We start from the raw sequence: 18,132 nt of genomic DNA, 5'->3' as shown, positions 1-18,132 counted from the left end.
TCCTTTTTCTTCAGTGACTTCCACTCAGAAAGCCAAGTCTGTTGCGGCCACCTTCGGAGTCTCCGATGTGATGCCGTAGAGCAGCCCGACCCAGCGCACCAGCTCCGGGTACAGAATCGGTTTGCCGCTGGTGAGCACGGCACACGAGAGCGCGCGCTCCGGGTCGGCCCAGGCGGCGTTGTTGGTGAAACCGAGATGCCCGAAGGCGCGCCGGGTGTCGGGGCCGTACAGGCTCACCACCCGGCCGCCGAGCATCGGGCCGTACCCGAAGCCGAAGTTCATCCCGAGCGAGAGATCGGGTTCGATCCGCGACTGTGGGACCAGTGCCGCCGCAATCGTTTCCGGCCGCAGCACGCGGACGCCGTCGAGTTCGCCGCCGCGCCGGAAGATCTCGTAGAAGCGCGAGAGCTCGTTGGCGGTGCTGACGATATTCGCCGAGGGCGCGACGATACCGAGATAGGCGGGGTCGTTACCGATCTCGACCGCCTCGGCGAAGGGCACGCCCAGCAACCGCTCCAGCGCCATCGACAACGGCGGCAACGGCGTCAAACCGGTTCGATAGTTCTTCGCGAGCAGCGGGAAATCCGCTTCTGACACACCGTAATTGGTCCAACGGAAGGACAACGGGCGCAAGATCTCCGTCGCCAGCACGGTGCGGATATCGGTGCCGGTGACGCGGTGCACCACCTCGCCGAGGATGAAACCGCCCGACAGCGCGTGATAGGACTGGAACCGGCCGGGCGGCACGGACGGCCGGACCGCGCACAAATTCCGTACCAGCAGTTCACGATCCGCGACCGCCGCGGCCGTCAGCGCCTCCCGGGGCAGATTCGCCACCCCGGAACGGTGCGCGAGCACCTGCCCGATGGTGATGGATTCCTTACCGTGGCAGCCGTATTCGGGAATGTAGGTACTGACCGGCGCGTGCAGATCGATCAGGCCGCGTTCCACGAGCAGATGCACGACGAACGCGGTGACGCCCTTGGACGCCGAATAGGTGACGAACGGGGTGCTCGGGGTCGCGAGCACCTTGGGCGCTTCCGGTGCGTCCTCGGGCCCGTTGCCGTGCGCGTGACCGAGCGCCCGATCGAACACGACCTCGCCGTGCCGGCGCACACAGACCTGAATGGCGGGATGCACGCCGCTGCGGTAGACCAGCTGCATCCGCCCCCAGATGCGCTCCGCGTAATCGGCAGGCAGTCCGAGATCGGCCGGATCCGCCTCCGCGCCGATGGTGGCGACCGACTCCGGCTCGTCCGGAATCCGGCTCCGATGGAGCAGGTCAGGCAGCTTCGGGAGGTTCCGGACGCGCGTCAGCATGGTTCACCGAATTCCGACCATGAGCCGCATCACATCGCGAATGCTACCCAACGGTAAACACCCGAGGGCAGCGCTCATCGGGAATGTACTCAGGAGACCAATCGGACAGCACCTGCCCTCAGTTTCGGCAGGTCAACTGGGACGCGCCGCCGACGGCTCAGCTCGCGTGCGCCGGATAGGCGTGCACGAGCGCTGTATCGAGCTTGGGCACGACGTGGGTGAGGGTGTGCTCGGCCTCGTGCGCGACGCGGTGCGCCTCGGCGAGGGTGCTGCTCGGGGCGACGTCCAATTCGACGTCGGCGTGCAGGCGGTGGCCGATCCAGCGCATCCGCAGGCTGCGCACACCCTGCACCCCGGGTTCGGCGGCGAGCGCCCGCTCGGCGTCGGTCACCAGTCCCGGCTCGACCGCGTCCATCAGGCGGCGCAGCACGTCCCTGGCTGCGGTTCGCAGCACCGCGAGGATGGCGACCGTGATGAGCAGACCGATGATCGGGTCGGCGAGCGGGAACCCCAGCGCGACGCCACCGGCGCCGAGCAGCACGGCCAGCGAGGTGAAGCCGTCGGTGCGCGCGTGCAAGCCGTCGGCGACCAGCGCGGCGGAGCCGATCCGCCGACCGACCCGGATGCGATACAGCGCGACGATCTCGTTGCCGAGAAAGCCGATCAGTCCCGCGGCGGCGACCCAGCCGAGATGCCCGATCGGCACCGGCTCGATCACCCTGCGCACCGCTTGGTAGCCCGCGATCAGCGCGGACAGGGCGATCATCGCCACGACGAACAACCCCGCGAGATCCTCGGCCCGTCCGAAGCCGTAGGTGTAGCGGCGGGTCGCGGCACGGCGCCCGAGCGCGAAGGCGATCCAGAGCGGGACCGCGGTCAACGCGTCGGAGAAGTTGTGAATCGTGTCGGCCGCCAAGGCAACCGAGCCGGACACGGCCACCACGAGCACCTGCGCCACGGCCGTCACGCCGAGCACCACGAGGCTGATCTTTACCGCGCGGATACCCACCGCACTGGCGGTCAGGGCGTCGTCGACACTGTCGGCGGGATCGTGACTGTGCGGCACGAAGATCTCACGCAGCACGCCGCGAAACCCCTTCGCGTGCTCATGGGTATGCGGGCCGTGATCGTGCCGGTGATCGAAAGCGGCGGCGTGCGTGTGCGATTCGCTGTGGTGATGGTGAGGGCGCTCGTCACCGAGGCCGTGCCGGTTCGCGGTATGCACTGCGTCACGCTCCGAGATCTGTTGTTCGGTAACTCATTTCGCTTCGGTTCCGGTCTCCGGCAGCTCACGTACGACGTCGCCGCGGTGATGCGGCGGGATCCCGGGGCCCGCGTGCTCGGCGTTGTGCACCGCGTCCACCACCAGTTGCCGGACGTGCTCGTTCTCCAGGCTGTAGTAGATGGTCGTGCCGGCGCGGCGGGTGCTGACCAGGCGCGCCATCCGCAGCTTGGCCAGATGCTGCGAGACCGACGGTGCGGGCTTGCCGATGTAGTCGGCCAGGTCGTTGACCGACAGCTCACGGTCGACGAGGGCCCACAGCACGCGAACTCTGGTGGCGTCGGCCAGCATCCGGAAGACCTCGACAACCAAGCTCACCTGATCGTCCGCGAGACGCGGGCGCGGTTCCTGGCTATCTGCATTCATACGCAGATAATAGACCAAGCGAATGCGGCAGGGCCACAGGGGATCACCGGGCCCCACCGGACCGGAATGGCGGCGACACCCCCTGCGTGGCCGCCGACATGCCGGTCCGTCCCCTATCGAACCGATAACTGTCTAGTCGCTATGGCGCTTGTGCGCCAGGCGACCGGCCGATCAACACCCTAATGAGACAATCATGGTCGGCGCGCCGCCTTTCGCAGCGCCGCATAAAGCCTGTGACCTGTACGAATATGCTTGTGGCGCACGGCAGTACCCACCCCCGGAATGTGCGCTCATCTGCACGTGCATCGCGGGCCGACCGGTCGTCTACGCCCGTTTTCCTGCGATTTCGCTCAACCGCACGCCTGCCGCGGACCGCCGAGGCGGTGTGCCAGCAGGAAACTCATCAACTGTCGTTGCAGGTCGAGACCGCGCGCCGACTGCATCAGCAAACCTCCGCCGATGTGATCCGGCCCGATCGGCGTGCGGAATTCGGCGAGCAGACAATCGCCCGCGGCGTAGCGCTCGATGGTGGTCGGCACCGGATCGGCGGACGCGGTGACCGTGCTCGGCACCGCGGGCACAGTCACGTCACCCGCTCGCGCATAGGCGCCGAGCCATTGCGTCAGGTTGGCCCGGCCGATCGGATACAGGCTGGTCTGATCGGCCAAGTCCTGGAGGAAGAAGCCCGGGACCGGGCGGGCTCGCGCGCCCATCGCATCGACGATCGAGGTACCGCTCAGATCGGCGGCGAACGTCTTCAGGTCGATGCCATAAGGGCCGCCCGCCATCGGCGCGATCGCCGCGAACAGGTCCGGATAGCCGGCCGCCAGCACCGTGGACATCGCGCCGCCCGCAGAATACCCGCCGACGTACACCCGTGCGCGATCCAGCCCGAACTCCGCGACCAAGGCGTTGGTGAGGTCGGCGATGATCGACGATTCCCCTTGTCCGCGTGACAGATTCGCCGGGTCGAACCAATTCCAGCAGTACCGCTCGTTGGCCGCCGCGGTCTGGATCGGATAGGCCAGCACGAAACCGAACTCGTCCGCCATCCTGGTCAGCGAGAAGCCGGTGTCGGCCAGCTGACTCTGCGGATCGGTACAGCCGTGCAGGTAGATCATCAACGGCTTGCCCACCGTATCGCCCGGCGGCACATGCAGGTAGTAATCGCGCGTACCCGCCGCGTTGGTGAAGGTCCGCTCGATCGGCGCGGCCTGCGCGGCGGGCGCCTCGGCGATCAGGACTGGCAGACCCAGCGCGAGCAGGACGAGCAGCACGACCGACAGCCTGTCGCGACGAGTACCGCGCACCATCGAGTTCCTTCCGGCCGATCTGGCGTTAGCGTAGGGGGCATGCCAGTGGATCGAATGCTGCCGACGTCCGAGGCTCGGGACCTGCTCGAGCTGACCCGCGATATCGCCGACAAGGTGCTCGAGCCGCGGGTGGTCGAGTGCGAGAAGACGGGAACGTTTCCGGACGGCGTCTTTCCCGCGCTCGGCGCGGCCGGTCTGCTCAGTCTGCCGTATCCGGAAGAGTTCGGTGGCGGCGCCCAGCCCTACGAGGTGTATCTGCAGGTGCTGGAGGAGCTCGCGGCGCGCTGGGCCGCGGTCGCGGTGGCGGTGAGCGTGCACAGCCTGTCCTGCCATCCCCTGTTCACCTTCGGCACCGCGGAACAGCAGCAGCGCTGGCTGGCGACCATGCTGTCCGGCGAAACCATCGGCGCCTACAGCCTTTCCGAGCCGCACGCGGGCTCCGACGCGGCGGCGCTGCGCTGCCGGGCCACGAAAGTCGATGGCGGGTACCGGATCAACGGCGCGAAAGCCTGGATCACCAACGGCGGCAAGGCCGATTTCTACACACTTTTCGCGCGGACCGGCGAGGGTTCGCGCGGCATCTCGTGTTTTCTCGTGCCGCGCGACACCGAGGGCTTGAGCTTCGGCAAACCCGAAGAGAAGATGGGCCTGCGCGCCGTGCCCACCACCACCGCCGCCTACGACGACGCGTTCCTCCCTGCCGAACGGCTGGTCGGCGAAGAGGGACAAGGACTTTCGATCGCGTTCAGCGCGCTGGATTCGGGTCGGCTCGGCATCGCCGCCGTCGCAACGGGTTTGGCGCAGCGCGCGCTCGACGAAGCGGTCGCCTACGCCAAGGAGCGGGAAGCCTTCGGCCGCCACATCATCGACCACCAGGGCCTGGGCTTCGTGCTCGCCGACATGGCCGCGGCCGTCGATTCGGCTCGCGCCACCTACCTCGACGCCGCCCGTCGCCGCGACGCCGGACTGCCCTACTCCCGGCAAGCCAGCGTCGCGAAACTGGTCGCGACCGATGCCGCCATGAAGGTCACCACCGACGCCGTCCAGGTCTTCGGCGGCTACGGCTACACCCAGGACTTCCCCGTCGAGCGCTACATGCGCGAAGCCAAGGTCATGCAGATCTTCGAAGGCACCAACCAGATCCAGCGCCTGGTCATCGCCCGCCAACTCGCGGGCAACTGAACCGCGGCCGACTGGCCGAAAATGTCGATTCGTTGACCGCGGATGTCTTCGGAACTGGGCATTCGAGTCATACGCTCGGAGTATGACTACGCCGTCCATCATCATCATCGGGGCCGGGTTCGCGGGGCTCGGCCTGGCTTTGGAGCTGCGGCGGGCCGGGGTGGACAGCTTCACGATCCTGGAGAAGGCCGCGGATCTGGGCGGCGTCTGGCGGGAGAACACCTATCCGGGCGCCGCGTGTGACGTGCCGTCGCCGCTGTACTCGTGGTCGTTCGCACCGAAATCGGATTGGCCGCGCCGCTTTTCGGAGCAGCGTGATATCCACGCGTACATGCGCGCGGTCGCGGACAAGCACGAACTGACCCGGTTCATCCGGTTCGGCACCGAGGTGACCGATGCCGAATTCGACGAGTCGACCGGGCAGTGGCAGATCAGCACCGCCGACGGCGCCGAGTTCACCGCCGACGTCTTCGTGCCCGCCGTCGGCCAGCTCTCCCGGCCCGCCATGCCGAACATCCCGGGCATCGACACCTTCGCGGGACCGGCGTTCCATTCGGCGGAATGGGACCACAGCGTCGAGCTGACCGGCAAGCGGATCGCCTGCATCGGCACGGGAGCCAGTGCGATCCAATACATTCCGCGCATCCAGCCCACGGCCGCGCACCTCACGCTGTTCCAGCGTTCCGCGGCGTGGGTGCTGCCCAAGTTCGACACCGAGTACAGCGACACGCACAAGGCGGTTTTCAAGTATCTGCCGCCGACCCGGCTCGCCGAACGGTTCGCGATCTGGTCGCTGTTCGAGGTGCTCGCCCTCGCCCTGACCGACATCCCGGGCATGAAGACCCCGGTGATCGCGCTGGCCGATCGGCATCGGGAGCGGCAGGTTCCCGATCCCGAGCTGCGCGCGAAGCTGACACCCGACTACGCGGCGGGATGCAAGCGCGGCCTGTTCTCCAACGAATACTTTCCAGCACTGGCCGAGCCGAACGTCACGGTGGAGACCACCGCGATCGAGGCGATCACGCCGACCGGCATCCGGACCGCCGACGGCGTCGAGCACGAGGTCGATGTCATCGTCTACGGCACGGGCTTCAAAGGCACCGAGTTCCTGGCGCCGATGAATATCTACGGCGTAGGCGGCCGCAAGCTGGCCGACGTCTGGGGCGACGCCGGCGCACGCGCCTTCCTCGGCCTGTCCGTGCCGCATTTCCCGAACCTGTTCATGATGTACGGCCCGAACACCAATGTCGGCTCCGGCTCGATCATCTACATGCTGGAATCGCAGGCCCGCTACATCCGTCAGGTGGTGCAGTACCTCACCGACCGGCCGGGCCGGTATCTCGCGGCCCGCGCGAGCACCGAACAGGCCTGGGACGACTGGTTGCAGCGCCGGCTGAAAGATACGCCCTGGAATTTCTGCTCCAGCTGGTATCGCAACGCGGCGGGCCGCATCACCAACAACTGGCCCGGCGCCACCGTGCTGTACCGCTGGAAGACAAGGACTTTCGACACCGCCGACTACGACGAGGCACAGGCCGCGGCGGTGCGCTAGCGGCCACCGCTTTCAGCTGAGTCTCAGCAAGCGCCCAGTAAACTGGACGGTATTCGCCGACCGGCTACAGAAGAGGTGCGCACCGTGTTATGGCTCCTGATCGTCGTGGTGATCGTGGCGGTGGGCGCGCTCATCCTCGTGCAGGCCCGGCAGCGCACCCAGCGCGCGGCGACCGAACTCGCCGATGCGCTGGCCGACGCCCGCCAGGTCAACGAGCGGCTCGGCGGGCAGATCTACAACCTGAGCGGCACCAACGACGCCGCCAAGCAGGCCCTCGTCGACGCCTCCGAGCGACACCTCGCCGCCGGGTCGCAACTCGATCAGGCCCGCACGCCGGCCCAGGCCCGGCTGGCCAAGCAGACCGCACTGGAAGGGCTCTACTACACCCAGGCCGCGCGCAGCGCGATGGGCATGGATCCCGGCCCCGCCATCCCCACCCTCGACGGACAGGACACAGCGGGCAAGGTCAGCGAGAACCGGGTCATCGAGCACGAAGGCCGGGAGATCGCCGCTTCGCCGAATCCGTCCGCGGCCACGCCCAACTACTTCCCCGGCGGTCGCGTCGCCGGTCGGCCTGTTCCCGCGGGCTGGTACTCCGAGCCGTGGTGGAAGCCCGCGTTGATCGGCGGAGCCTGGGGCCTCGGGTCGGCCCTGCTGTTCTCGTCGCTGTTCTCCGGGATGTCCGGGATCGGTTATGGCGCACAGGGGTTCGAGAGTGGATACGGAGACGGGTATCAGGACGGGTTGGCGGCGGGCGGTGGGCTCGATGCCGATCCGGGCGGCTTCGGAGATGCGGGGTATGACTCCGGGGCCGAATATGGTGGTGACACAGGGGGATTCGACGGGGGCGGGTTCGATGGCGGTGGATTCGACGGGGGCGGGTTCGACGGCGGGTTCTGAGTCACGGTAGAGCTGACCACACCCGGGGACGCCTGTCTGCACGGTTGTGATCGACCGGCCCGATGCCGGACGGTGGTCGAATGATCATGCAGCGCAATCGAACCGCGGTTGTCACGGCCGCACTGGTGGCAACGGGCGCGATCAGCGCGGCATGCGGGCCGGATGAGGCGGCCGAGTTTCCCGCCGGTTTCTGGCAGGTCGCCGACTACGGCACCGCACTCTCGATCCACGAGAACGTGCTCGAGACCTTTCAGACGACCTCGCTCAGCTGTCTGAAAGACGAGACCGCCACCCGCACGGATGATCCCGCGACCTTCGTCACCGAGGGCAAAGACATGTTCACTGTGCGCGCGGCGGGCTCGCCCGATCGAGCCGCCCTGCACATCGACGGTTCACCCGGCGACCGCACGCTGCGCCGCCTGCCCGTGCTGCCGACGCTGTGCAACGACCCGCAGCAGCCGCCCGCCTTCGACGTGCTCTGGCAGACCTTCCAGGAGAACTACCCGTTCTTTGCCACGAAAGGTGTTGACTGGCAACAGGTCCGGGATCGGTTCCGGGATCGCGCGGTGCACGCCGAACAACAGGGCGACGACGACGCGCTGTTCACCGCGTTCCGCGACATGATCGCGCCGTTGCACGATGCACACGTGGCGGTCTCGGCCGGCGACCTCGGACTCTTCGGTACGACCCGGCCCGGCACGACGATGCCCGGTCCGGCATTCGACCAGCAGGTCAAGGAATTCGTCCAGCGGCGCGATCTCGCCGGCCACCCGCTGACCGAATACGCCAACGGACGCATCGGTTACGCGGACATACCCGGACAAGACCACGGCTACCTGCGGATTTCCGCCTCCAGCGGCTACACGACCGAACGCACCTTCGCCGCCGACAGTGCCGAACTCGCCCGCGCCCTCGATGCGATCTTCACACCGGAAAGATTGAGCCGACTACGCGGACTGGTCCTCGACCTGCGCATCAACGGCGGCGGCTCAGACAGCCTGGGCCTGCAACTGGCCTCCAGCCTCACCGATCGCCCGTATTTCGCCTATGCGAAGAAGACGCGCAACACCGACCCGCAGCCGCTGCGCGTCGAGCCCGCGCGCGCCTCCTTCACCGGCCCCATCGCCATACTCACCGGCGGCTCCACCATCAGCGCAGGCGAGACCTTCACCCAGGCGATGCTGGAACGCCCCTCGCGCACAACGCGAATCGGCGAGCCGACGCAGGGCGTCTTCTCCGATGTCATGCAGCGCAAGCTGCCCGGCGCCAAATACGCGGACTGGTGGTTCGGCCTGCCCAACGAAGAATTCCTGACCTCGGACGGGCGGACCTTCGACGGGGCGGGCATCCCGCCCGAGCTGAGCGAGCCCGTCTTCACCGAAGAGGAGTTCGCGCGGAATCTCGACTCCGCCTTCGACCGCGCGCTGCACTGGTTGGGCTGATCTTCTCCAACCGCACAGCCCCCTCTTGACGCCGTTGCAACAACTGTCTCAGACTGTTGACATCGAGATCGGCCGGCGCCCGCCCGGCCGCACGTCGGGAGGTTCCATGACGTTGACCACCGCCGATATCCCGGTCGAGGACTTCGGCACCCGATCGTTGCGCTGGGCCCGCGAATGCTACGAATGGGCGAAGGTGCCGCTGCTGCCGTCGGGCCAGCGCGTGGGCCGGGTGTACGACGTGGTCGGCCCCCAGAACCTGTTCGGCGAGGACTCCCTGTTCATCAATCTCGGCTACTGGCGCGACAATCCGGCCACCCTCGACGAGGCGAGCCGCGACCTGGCGCGCCTGGTCGGCCGCGAAGCCGAACTCGGCCCCGACGACATCCAGCTCGATATCGGCTTCGGCTACGGCGACCAGGACTTCCTGTGGGCGCAGGAATTCGCGCCGAAACAGATCATCGGCATGAACATCGCCGTCGAACAGATCGAGATCGCGACCAGACGCGCCGCCGAACTCGGCCTGGCCCAACGCATTCGATACGAATACGGTTCCGCCATCGATCTCCCCCGCGACGACGAGTCCTGCACCAAAGTGACCGCCCTGGAATCGGCCTTCCACTTCCCGTCCTACCCCAAGTTCTTCCGCGAAGCCCACCGCGTCCTACGCCCCGGCGGCAAACTCGTCACCGCGGACATCGTCCCCCGCACCGCCTTCCCGAACCGCCCACCGTTGGGCAACGTCTTCGACATCCACCGCTACCACCAAGCCTTGCGCGCCGCAGGCTTCACCGACGTAGTCACCTACTCCATCCGCCGCCACGTCTACACCCCCCTCGCCGACTACCTCTCCAAACGCCTCCGCGACCCCGACATGCGCCGCGTGAACCCCGCCCTCCGCCTAGCCTTCAGCCGCCCCGCCCTAACCCTCTGGGGCCCCTGGACCGACTACATCATCGCCGTCGCCGTCAAACCTTCATGATCAGGAGGAACTGGTGGCGCACCCACCCGGCCAACCCCGCCCCCAGTTCCCCCTCACCAGCGGATGCAGCGTCTCCCACCCCCACCCGGTAGACTCCCGAACGTCCGGGAGCCATCCCGGCCAGCCCTCGTAGCTCAGGGGATAGAGCACCGCTCTCCTAAAGCGGGTGTCGCAGGTTCGAATCCTGCCGAGGGCACAGAACGGTCATACGGTCATTCGCGGGCGAGTCGTACCCGTCAGATCGAGCGGATCCACAGTTGCCAGCCGCTGCCCTGCTGACCGTAGACGCAGTCGGGTCGAGTGTCGGAGCTGCCGTACCACGCTTGCCACTTCTCCCCCTCGCGCACGCACTCCCCTTGAGTCTGATACTCGCCGATGAACATGCCTTCGGCATTCGCGTTGCCCGCCACCACCCCGACCACAACCAACGCCGCGGCAGAGGCTGCAAATGATCTCCATACATTTCGCATGCCGACCACCATGCCAGAGGTGGGCACCGAATCCATGACCCCAAGATTGGGAGATAATGTCCCGTCGGGACGTGGCTAGGCACTTGCATCGGCCGGCAGGCCTAGCAGTGTCAGTGCACCGAGCTACAGTCCGCAGTATGGAAGCAGTCGACGCCTCCAGCAGCGTCATCGAAGACCCCGTGGCCATCGATCCGGCGGTACGCCGTCGTGCCGAGGGAGCTGATGGCAAGCAGCTCAATGCGGAGTTCTCTGTGGTGGCCGACGGGGATGCGTTCTCGTTGATCATCGAGAGTGCCGGTGGCCGGGTCGTCGGTAGCGACTTACCGCGCAACAGCGACTATGTGCCGCTGTTCGAACTGTTGCTCGGGCGGTTGCGTGAGCTGGAAGCAGTGATATCGGGGGCGGAAGTCGTGTCGGCGAACGCGACCAGACTTGAAGCTACCGAACGTCAGCTGATCAGCAGTCCGATCGTGATGGCGAACGTCTCAGACATTGCCCGATTGCGGCTCGAACTCACCCGGGCGCAAGGGCGGGTCGGGCTCACATCGGCCTCGAAAAAGGAGGGCAACAACCGCAAACGGGTGCTCTTGCGCATCACTGTCCCGGATTACGCTGCGGCCGACGCCGAGCAACTCGCGACCGACCTCTCCCGGTCGGGGGCTGCGCTCGTGGCCGAAGAACCGGTGGGCGAGACCGACGGCCATGCTCGCGTCAAGATACGGCGCGAGCAGGCACGACTGCGTCGAATCCTGTGCGGTTCAGGCGAGATCGGTGTCTGTGCACTTTGCGGACACGAGTTCCCGACAGGGCTGCTGGTTGCTGCGCACATCAAGAAGCGGCGGCATTGCACGCCCGACGAACGCCGTGACCTGTCCAATGTGGCGATGCTCGCGTGCACCTTTGGTTGTGACGCTCTGTATGAGGACGGATGGGTCTCTGTCGATGACAGCGGTCGACTGATCATCAGCGACGCGGCGACCACACCCGCGGTTCGTGACCGCCTGGCAGCGCTGACCGGGTTGGCTTGCAGTGCACACAAAGCCGGTTCGGAACCGTATTTTGCGTGGCACCGCAGTACCGTCTTCCGTCGTGGGTGAGCGCGCTGCGCGCGTGACCCCTACTCGGCGCGCTGGCCTTCGGGTGCGCTGAACCGCGCACCGTAGCGGCGGCCGGTTCCGCTGCGCAGCTCCTCGATCAGGCCGACCGCCAGGGGGATCGGCTGACCTCGTGCAGCGAGCCGGTGCGCTTACCCTTGCCGCGCGGGGTGCGGATGGCCTCGAAAACGTATGCCTCGGTGGTCATGCCGAGATCCCTTCGATGTCTGATGCGGAGCCGGGGCGCGTCACAGCGACCGCGAGATGATTTCCTTCATGATTTCGCTGGTGCCGCCGTAGATGCGGTTCACCCGAGAACCCGTGTACATGGCGGCGATCGGGTACTCCATCATGTAGCCGTAGCCGCCGAACAGCTGCAGGCAGCGGTCCACCACCTTGTCGCAGGTCTCGGCGGCGAACAGCTTGGCCATGGACGCGGTGGCCGGATCGTTCTTCCCGTCGATGTACTGCTGAATCGCATGGTCGACAAGGGTTTTGATGGCCAGGGCCTCGGTCTTGCACTCGGCGAGGGTGAACGCGTTGTGCTGGAACTTGCCGATGGGCCGCCCGAACGCCTCGCGCTCCTTCGAGTAGCGCAACGCCTCGAGCACCGCCGCCTCGGCCAGCGCGGAGCACAGGCTGGCGATGATCAGCCGCTCCCGGGCAAGCTGTTCCATCAGCTGGTAGAAGCCCAGGCCCTCTTGCGCGCCAAGGAGATTGGCGACCGGCACCCGCATATCGGAGAAGAACAGCTCGCGCGTGTCCTGGGCGTGCTGGCCCATTTTCGCCAATACTCGGCCCCGTTCGAAGCCGGGCAGGTCCTTGGTTTCGGCGACGATGAGCGAGACTCCGGCCGCCCCCTGCGACGGATCGGTCTTGGCGATGATCACCAGCAGGTCGCAGTGGGTGCCGTTGGAGATGAAGGTCTTCGAGCCGTTGACGATGTAGTGATCGCCCTCGCGAATCGCGGTGGTGCGCACCGATTGCAGGTCCGATCCGGTGCCGGGCTCGGTCATGGCGATGGCCAGCACCAACTCGCCGCTGATGATGCCGGGCAGCCACCGCCGGCGCTGTTCCTCGTTGCCGTAGGTGTAGATGTAGTGCGACACGATCGGCGAGTGCACCGAGAACCCGAAGCCGTTGTCGTGCGCGTAGACCAACTCTTCCTGCACCACGGCCTGCAAGCCGAAATCGCCGCCCGCGCCGCCGAATTCCTCCGGCAGGTCCAGGCCGAGCAGGCCGACCGCACCGGCCTGGTTCCAGAACTCGCGGTCGACCATGTGCTGCTCGGTCCAGCGCTCGCGGTTCGGCACGATCTCTTTGCGGAAGAACTCGGCCGCGTGCTTGCGCAGTTCACGATGCTGCTCGGTTTCCCAGGTGGGGCGGTAGTCGGGGAAGAGTACGGACATCGTCGTTCTCTCTACTTTCCGATCGAGGGAGTTGCGTCATCGCGACAGCCGTTTCCCGGCACGATACACATGTATCGTAACCATGTCGGTTGTACGCATATCTATGTCAGTGACCGACTTCACACGACACTCACCGCCGCGTGGCGCAGCGGGCGGCCGGGACCATTACCCGACGTAAGATCTGCGGACAATCGACGAACCGAGAGCTGATGCTGAACCCACGGGCAACCAACGATGACCTGACCGCCAAGGCGCGCATCCGCAACGCGGCCATGGATCTGTTCGCCCAGTACGGCGAATCCCGGGTCTCGCTGCGTGCCATCGCTGCCGAGGCCGGCGTCACCCTCGGCTTGGTCCAGCACCATTTCAAGACCAAGGCGGGGCTGCGCGACGCGGTGGACCAGCTGGTCGGCGAGTACTTCTATCAGGCCGTGCATTCGATTCCGGGCAGCGGCACGCCCGCCGAGGTGGCGTCCGCGCGCGACGAGGCGGTGCGGGAGATGCTGCGGGAGAACCCGGCCGTGGTGAACTACCTGCGCCGCGCCCTCCTCGAACCGGAGCCCGCGCAGTCGCAGTTCCTGGAGCGGCTGGTGGAACTCGTTCGCTCCGAAGTGGTTTCGCTGCGCGAGGCCGGACTCGCCTCCACCCGGCGGCGCGAATCCACGCAGGTGATCGCGATCCTCGTGCGCCAGCTCGGCGAGCTCTTGCTGGCCCCGCTGATCGACGCGGTCTGGGATCGGGTCGCCGCCCCGGGCGACACCGCCAAGCCGCACCTGTCGATCACCCTCGAGGACTGATCCGCGTCTTCCGGCGCTGGAACCGCGGCGGGTCCGGCATATTGAGGGCATGAAATATGTGTTGCTGATCTGCGACGACGAGAGCTCCGCGCCGAGCATGGCGGAGATCGCGGCGGATCCGGCGCATCAGGCCTTCTCCGCGGAGGTCGCGCGGCGCGGTCGCAGCCTGGGCGGCGCGCGACTGCGACCGGTGGCGACCGCGACGACCGTGCGGGTGCGCGAAGGCGAAACGCTGGTATCCGACGGCCCGTTCGCCGAAACGAAGGATTTCATCGGCGGCATCGACATCATCGAATGCGCGGATCTGGACGAGGCGATCGAACTCGCGGCGCTGCACCCGTACGCGAGCCGCGGCTGCATCGAGGTCCGCCCCGTGTGGGAATGACTGCGCCCCAAGAGGTTCGGGCCGCGGTCGCCGCGGCGTACCGCGACGAGTGGGGCCAGGTGGTGGCCACGCTCATCGGATGGACCGGGGACTGGGATCTCGCCGAGGACTGCGCGCAGGACGCGTTCGCCGCGGCGCTGACCACCTGGGCACGGGACGGGATCCCGAACCGCCCGGGGGCGTGGCTCACCACAACAGCGCGCAATCGCGCGACGGACCGGCTCCGGCGCAACACCGCGACGGCCACCAAGGTGCGCGAGCTCGCGGTGCTGGCCAGGGATCCGCTCGAACCGCATCCGGAAGCGGTGCCAGACGAGCGGTTGCGCTTGATCTTCACCTGTTGCCATCCGGCGCTGCCGTTTCCGGCCAGGGTCGCCCTCACCCTGCGCACGCTGACCGGCCTGACCACCGCGGAGATCGCGAAGGCCTTTCTCACCGCTGAGTCCACGATGGCGCAGCGCCTGGTACGGGCGAAACGCAAGATCGTGGAAGCCGGTATCCCGTACCGGGTTCCGCCCGCGGAGGTGCTCCCGCAGCGGCTCGCCGCCGTCCTCGCGGTGCTCTATCTGATCTTCAACGAGGGCTACGACGACGCGGACGGGCACCGCGGACTGACCGCGGAGGGCATCTATCTCACCCGGGTCCTGGTCCGGTTGCTGCCCACCGAACCGGAGGCGCGCGGCCTGCTCGCCCTGATGCTGTTGCTCGAGGCGCGGCGCGCGCAGCGCACCGACGACGGCATGCTGGTCACGCTCGAACACCAGGACCGGTCCGGGTGGGATCACGCGCTGATCGCCGAGGGCGTGCGAACACTGGACGAAGCCTTGGCCGCGCGGCGACCGGGGCCATATCAGGTGCAGGCCGCGATCGCGGCCTGCCACGCGACCGCACCCGACGCGGCGGCCACCGATTGGCCGCAGATCGTGGCGCTCTACGGCGAGCTGGCCCGGCTGGCTCCGTCACCGGTGGTCGAACTCAATCGCGCGGTGGCGGTGGCGATGGCAGACGGCATCCCGGCCGGGCTCGCCCTCATCGACGAGATCGACGCCTCCGGCCGGCTGGACGGCTACTACCTGCTGCCCGCGGCCAGAGCCGATCTGCTGCGCCGGGACGGTCGCGCCGACGAGGCCGCCACCGCCTACGAGGCGGCCCTGAAACTGGCTCCGACCAGCGCGGAACGCCGCTATCTGGCCGACCGACTGCGCACGCTCTGAGGCTGCCGCAAAAATAGTCGGAACTTTTTTCGCGCCGATGTCGATCCGGCGCAACCTCCTTCGTCGGTGGGACGAAACCACCCGATGAGAGAGGTAAGACAATGTCGAACACCGAGCACATGACCGCCACCATGTCCGTCGACCGGACCCCGGACGAGGTCTTCGCCGCCATCACCGACGTGCGCGGCTGGTGGAACGCGAACATCATCGGCGATACCGCCGCATTGCACGACGAGTTCATCTTCAACGACGACTTCGCGTACGCGGGGGAAACCGTCAAGGAGAAGAAGGGCATCCGCTTCAGCCGATTCCGGATCACCGAGGTCGTGCCCGGCCGGCGGATGGTCTGGCACGTCGTGGATTCGTGCCTCACCTTCGTCGACGACCAGCACGAGTGGACCGACACCCACGTCGTCTTCGACCTCGTCCCCACCCCCGGCGGCACCACACTGAACTTCACCCACGAGGGCCTGACCGCCGAATCCGAATGCTTCGAGTCCTGCTCCCGCGGCTGGGCCTTCTACATCGCCACCAGCCTGCCGCAACTGATCACCACCGGCACCGGCCAACCCATCCTGCGCTACCACTCCTGACCCCCTTCGACGCCGCGCCGGGACAATTCCTGGCGCGGCCTCATACCTAGAGCTACTATCCCTAGCAGATCTAGGGTTAGGAGGTGGGTGACGTGCACATACCCAAGGATTTGGTGGCGGCTTCGGCGACACCGCTGGTACTGGGCATCTTGGCGCGGCAGGAGAGCTACGGGTACGCGATCCTGAAGCAGATCAGCGAGCTGTCCGGCGGGGAACTGGAGTGGAGCGACGGGTTGCTCTACCCGCTGCTGCACCGGCTGGAACGGATCGAGCACATCGAATCGTTCTGGGACACCCCTGAGGGCGGCCGACGGCGGAAGTACTACCGCATCACCGAGCAGGGACGCCGGGAACTGGTCCAGCATCGGCGGCAGTGGGCCGCGGTGGTCGAGGCCCTCGACGGGATCTGGCAGCTGGCCCAGGGACCGATGACCGCACGTCCGGCGGAGGCGTAACCATGAGTGCAGACAGCGAACTCGAAGCACAGATCGCGCAGTGGCGCGGCTACATGCGGCGCAGGCGGGCGGTGGCCACGACCGACACCGACGAGCTGGAAGACCATCTGCGCAGCACCATCACCGAGCTGACCGGTCTCGGCCTGAAGCCGGACGAAGGCTTCCTCGTCGCGGTGAAACGGATGGGCAGCCAGGACGAGCTGTCCCGGGAATTCGCCCGCGAGCACTCGGGGCGATTGTGGAAACAGCTTGTGCTGACGCCTGATTCGGACTCCCCGACCACGACGGGTGACCGGACGACGCTGTTCACCATGGTGGGGTGCGCGGCGGCCGCCGCGATCGCCATCAAGGTGCCGTCGCTGTTCGGCGCGGGTTTCGACGAGAACCCGGAACTCTACGCCAGGAATATCGCATTGTTCGGACTCGCGCCGCTCGCGGCGTATTTCGCGATCCGGCGCCGGCTCGATCCGCGCCTCGTCGCGGTACTGGCGCTGGTGTTCGTCATCGGCGCGGTCGGCGCGAACGCCTACCCGCTGGACAGTTCGTCACAGTCGTTGGTACTCACCGCCATTCACCTGCCGCTGGCGCTGTGGCTGGTGACCGGTGTCGCGTATATGGGCGGCGACTGGCGATCCGACCGCAGGCGAATGGATTTCATCCGTTTCACCGGCGAATGGTTCGTCTACTTCGTGCTCATCGCGTTGGGCGGCGGCGTGCTGACCGCGTTCACCGTCGGCACCTTCAACGCCATCGGCGTCGACGCCGAGGACTTCGTCTCGATGTGGCTGATGCCGTGCGGCGCCGTCGCCGCGGTCGTCGTCGCGGCCTGGCTGGTGGAGGCGAAGCAGAGCGTGGTCGAGAACATGGCACCGGTGCTCACCAGGGTGTTCACGCCGCTGTTCACGGTCGCGCTGCTGGCGCTGCTGATCGGAATCGGGTTGAGCAGCACCGGGATCGACGTGGATCGCGATGTGCTGATCCTGTTCGACCTGCTGTTGGTCGTCGTGCTCGGGTTGCTGCTCTACGCCATCTCGGCCCGGGATCCCGAAGTCGCGCCGGGACTGTTCGACAAGCTGCAACTGGCGTTGGTGGTCAGTGCCTTGATCATCGATGTGCTGGTGCTCGCCGCCATCACCGGCCGCATCACCGAATACGGTTCCACCCCCAACAAGATCGCGGCGCTCGGCGAGAACGTCATCCTGCTGACCAACCTCGCCTGGTCGGCCTGGCTGCTGTTCGGGTTCCTGCGGCACAAGCAGACGTTCGCGCGGCTGGAGCGCTGGCAGACGAGATACCTTGCGGTGTACCTCATCTGGGCTTGGGTCGTGGTGCTGGTCTTCCCGCCGCTGTTCGATTTCCGCTAGGCCCGGCGAGGTCCG

Annotated in this window: 18 protein-coding genes, 1 tRNA gene and 1 pseudogene; 13 read left to right on the top strand and 7 right to left on the bottom strand. The window is 67.0% G+C overall.

Annotated elements, in window-relative coordinates:
- Window positions 1-24 precede the first annotated feature (24 nt).
- The 4 genes from TY25_RS17175 to TY25_RS40615 form a co-directional block, all read right to left on the bottom strand.
- A complete protein-coding gene (locus TY25_RS17175) occupies window positions 25-1,320 on the bottom strand; it encodes a serine hydrolase domain-containing protein (RefSeq protein WP_042257448.1) in 1,296 nt (431 codons plus the stop codon).
- Window positions 1,321-1,477: 157 nt separating this feature from the next.
- The gene (locus TY25_RS17170) at window positions 1,478-2,404 is read right to left on the bottom strand and encodes a cation diffusion facilitator family transporter (RefSeq protein ID WP_042257476.1); all 927 of its coding nucleotides are present in this window, start codon (window positions 2,402-2,404) and stop codon (window positions 1,478-1,480) included.
- A 174-nt stretch (window positions 2,405-2,578) separates the two neighbouring features.
- Window positions 2,579-2,968 carry an ArsR/SmtB family transcription factor gene (locus TY25_RS17165; RefSeq protein WP_042257446.1) on the bottom strand — a complete coding sequence of 130 codons (390 nt, stop codon included), beginning with the start codon at window positions 2,966-2,968 and terminating at the stop codon, window positions 2,579-2,581.
- A gap of 350 nt (window positions 2,969-3,318) precedes the next feature.
- Entirely contained in the window at window positions 3,319-4,281 is a 963-nt protein-coding gene (locus TY25_RS40615) for an extracellular catalytic domain type 1 short-chain-length polyhydroxyalkanoate depolymerase (RefSeq protein ID WP_052383025.1), read from the bottom strand.
- Window positions 4,282-4,320: 39 nt separating this feature from the next.
- Between TY25_RS40615 and TY25_RS17155 the strand changes: the two genes are divergently transcribed.
- The 6 genes from TY25_RS17155 to TY25_RS17130 all read left to right on the top strand — a co-directional run bounded on the left by TY25_RS17155 (window position 4,321) and on the right by TY25_RS17130 (window position 10,532).
- Entirely contained in the window at window positions 4,321-5,463 is a 1,143-nt protein-coding gene (locus TY25_RS17155) for an acyl-CoA dehydrogenase family protein (RefSeq protein WP_042257442.1), read from the top strand.
- An 82-nt stretch (window positions 5,464-5,545) separates the two neighbouring features.
- A complete protein-coding gene (locus TY25_RS17150) occupies window positions 5,546-7,015 on the top strand; it encodes a flavin-containing monooxygenase (protein ID WP_042257439.1) in 1,470 nt (489 codons plus the stop codon).
- Between the two features lie 75 nt (window positions 7,016-7,090).
- Window positions 7,091-7,915 carry a hypothetical protein gene (locus tag TY25_RS17145; protein WP_042257437.1) on the top strand — a complete coding sequence of 275 codons (825 nt, stop codon included), beginning with the start codon at window positions 7,091-7,093 and terminating at the stop codon, window positions 7,913-7,915.
- Window positions 7,916-8,001: 86 nt separating this feature from the next.
- Window positions 8,002-9,357 (top strand): S41 family peptidase, encoded by a 1,356-nt coding sequence (locus TY25_RS17140; protein ID WP_226887071.1) that lies wholly within the window; start codon window positions 8,002-8,004, stop codon window positions 9,355-9,357.
- Between the two features lie 106 nt (window positions 9,358-9,463).
- Entirely contained in the window at window positions 9,464-10,336 is an 873-nt protein-coding gene (locus TY25_RS17135; RefSeq protein ID WP_052383024.1) for an SAM-dependent methyltransferase, read from the top strand.
- 123 nt (window positions 10,337-10,459) lie between these two features.
- Window positions 10,460-10,532 (top strand) — tRNA-Arg (locus TY25_RS17130).
- A gap of 40 nt (window positions 10,533-10,572) precedes the next feature.
- Here the strand turns inward: TY25_RS17130 and TY25_RS17125 are convergent.
- The gene (locus TY25_RS17125) at window positions 10,573-10,842 is read right to left on the bottom strand and encodes a hypothetical protein (protein WP_146154094.1); all 270 of its coding nucleotides are present in this window, start codon (window positions 10,840-10,842) and stop codon (window positions 10,573-10,575) included.
- A 101-nt stretch (window positions 10,843-10,943) separates the two neighbouring features.
- Between TY25_RS17125 and TY25_RS40610 the strand changes: the two genes are divergently transcribed.
- Complete coding sequence (locus TY25_RS40610; protein ID WP_052383023.1) at window positions 10,944-11,903, top strand: HNH endonuclease; 960 nt, start codon at window positions 10,944-10,946, stop codon at window positions 11,901-11,903.
- Window positions 11,904-11,986: 83 nt separating this feature from the next.
- On the opposite strand, the pseudogene TY25_RS42720 reads toward TY25_RS40610, so the two are convergent.
- Window positions 11,987-12,108: pseudogene (locus TY25_RS42720) on the bottom strand (acetyl-CoA C-acyltransferase); the annotation flags it as partial.
- Window positions 12,109-12,148: 40 nt separating this feature from the next.
- Window positions 12,149-13,309 (bottom strand): acyl-CoA dehydrogenase family protein, encoded by a 1,161-nt coding sequence (locus TY25_RS17115; protein WP_042257428.1) that lies wholly within the window; start codon window positions 13,307-13,309, stop codon window positions 12,149-12,151.
- 209 nt (window positions 13,310-13,518) lie between these two features.
- Here TY25_RS17115 and TY25_RS17110 point away from each other — a divergent pair, with 209 nt between their 5' ends.
- From TY25_RS17110 to TY25_RS17085, 6 genes are all read left to right on the top strand, one after another.
- Window positions 13,519-14,106: a TetR/AcrR family transcriptional regulator gene (locus TY25_RS17110; RefSeq protein WP_042257425.1), complete on the top strand. Its 588-nt coding sequence runs from the start codon at window positions 13,519-13,521 to the stop codon at window positions 14,104-14,106.
- Between the two features lie 49 nt (window positions 14,107-14,155).
- Window positions 14,156-14,491: a YciI family protein gene (locus tag TY25_RS17105; protein WP_014981606.1), complete on the top strand. Its 336-nt coding sequence runs from the start codon at window positions 14,156-14,158 to the stop codon at window positions 14,489-14,491.
- The gene (locus TY25_RS17100) at window positions 14,488-15,705 is read left to right on the top strand and encodes an RNA polymerase sigma factor (protein ID WP_042257423.1); all 1,218 of its coding nucleotides are present in this window, start codon (window positions 14,488-14,490) and stop codon (window positions 15,703-15,705) included. Before TY25_RS17105 ends, TY25_RS17100 begins: the two co-directional genes overlap by 4 nt.
- Before the next feature lie 101 nt (window positions 15,706-15,806).
- Window positions 15,807-16,298 carry an SRPBCC family protein gene (locus TY25_RS17095; protein ID WP_042257419.1) on the top strand — a complete coding sequence of 164 codons (492 nt, stop codon included), beginning with the start codon at window positions 15,807-15,809 and terminating at the stop codon, window positions 16,296-16,298.
- A 92-nt stretch (window positions 16,299-16,390) separates the two neighbouring features.
- Window positions 16,391-16,753: a PadR family transcriptional regulator gene (locus tag TY25_RS17090; RefSeq protein WP_014981603.1), complete on the top strand. Its 363-nt coding sequence runs from the start codon at window positions 16,391-16,393 to the stop codon at window positions 16,751-16,753.
- A 2-nt stretch (window positions 16,754-16,755) separates the two neighbouring features.
- On the top strand, window positions 16,756-18,117 hold the full coding sequence (locus TY25_RS17085; protein WP_042257416.1) for a permease prefix domain 1-containing protein: 1,362 nt from the start codon (window positions 16,756-16,758) through the stop codon (window positions 18,115-18,117).
- Window positions 18,118-18,132 lie beyond the last annotated feature (15 nt).

This window comes from Nocardia brasiliensis NBRC 14402, from assembly GCF_000308475.2.
GTDB classification, from domain to species: domain Bacteria; phylum Actinomycetota; class Actinomycetes; order Mycobacteriales; family Mycobacteriaceae; genus Nocardia; species Nocardia brasiliensis.
This window is presented reverse-complemented; position numbering and strand designations above follow the sequence as displayed.

Bases quoted from the DNA above. Each gene is read 5' to 3' on its own strand.
- TY25_RS17155 (WP_042257442.1), top strand. From the start codon at position 4,321: ATGCCAGTGGATCGAATGCTGCCGACGTCCGAGGCTCGGGACCTGCTC.
- TY25_RS17165 (WP_042257446.1), bottom strand. From the start codon at position 2,968: ATGAATGCAGATAGCCAGGAACCGCGCCCGCGTCTCGCGGACGATCAG.
- TY25_RS17135 (WP_052383024.1), top strand. From the start codon at position 9,464: ATGACGTTGACCACCGCCGATATCCCGGTCGAGGACTTCGGCACCCGA.
- TY25_RS17175 (WP_042257448.1), bottom strand. From the start codon at position 1,320: ATGCTGACGCGCGTCCGGAACCTCCCGAAGCTGCCTGACCTGCTCCAT.
- TY25_RS17095 (WP_042257419.1), top strand. From the start codon at position 15,807: ATGTCGAACACCGAGCACATGACCGCCACCATGTCCGTCGACCGGACC.
- TY25_RS17085 (WP_042257416.1), top strand. From the start codon at position 16,756: ATGAGTGCAGACAGCGAACTCGAAGCACAGATCGCGCAGTGGCGCGGC.
- TY25_RS17125 (WP_146154094.1), bottom strand. From the start codon at position 10,842: ATGGATTCGGTGCCCACCTCTGGCATGGTGGTCGGCATGCGAAATGTA.
- TY25_RS17105 (WP_014981606.1), top strand. From the start codon at position 14,156: ATGAAATATGTGTTGCTGATCTGCGACGACGAGAGCTCCGCGCCGAGC.
- TY25_RS17115 (WP_042257428.1), bottom strand. From the start codon at position 13,309: ATGTCCGTACTCTTCCCCGACTACCGCCCCACCTGGGAAACCGAGCAG.
- TY25_RS17140 (WP_226887071.1), top strand. From the start codon at position 8,002: ATGCAGCGCAATCGAACCGCGGTTGTCACGGCCGCACTGGTGGCAACG.
- TY25_RS40610 (WP_052383023.1), top strand. From the start codon at position 10,944: ATGGAAGCAGTCGACGCCTCCAGCAGCGTCATCGAAGACCCCGTGGCC.
- TY25_RS17100 (WP_042257423.1), top strand. From the start codon at position 14,488: ATGACTGCGCCCCAAGAGGTTCGGGCCGCGGTCGCCGCGGCGTACCGC.
- TY25_RS40615 (WP_052383025.1), bottom strand. From the start codon at position 4,281: ATGGTGCGCGGTACTCGTCGCGACAGGCTGTCGGTCGTGCTGCTCGTC.
- TY25_RS17110 (WP_042257425.1), top strand. From the start codon at position 13,519: ATGCTGAACCCACGGGCAACCAACGATGACCTGACCGCCAAGGCGCGC.
- TY25_RS17150 (WP_042257439.1), top strand. From the start codon at position 5,546: ATGACTACGCCGTCCATCATCATCATCGGGGCCGGGTTCGCGGGGCTC.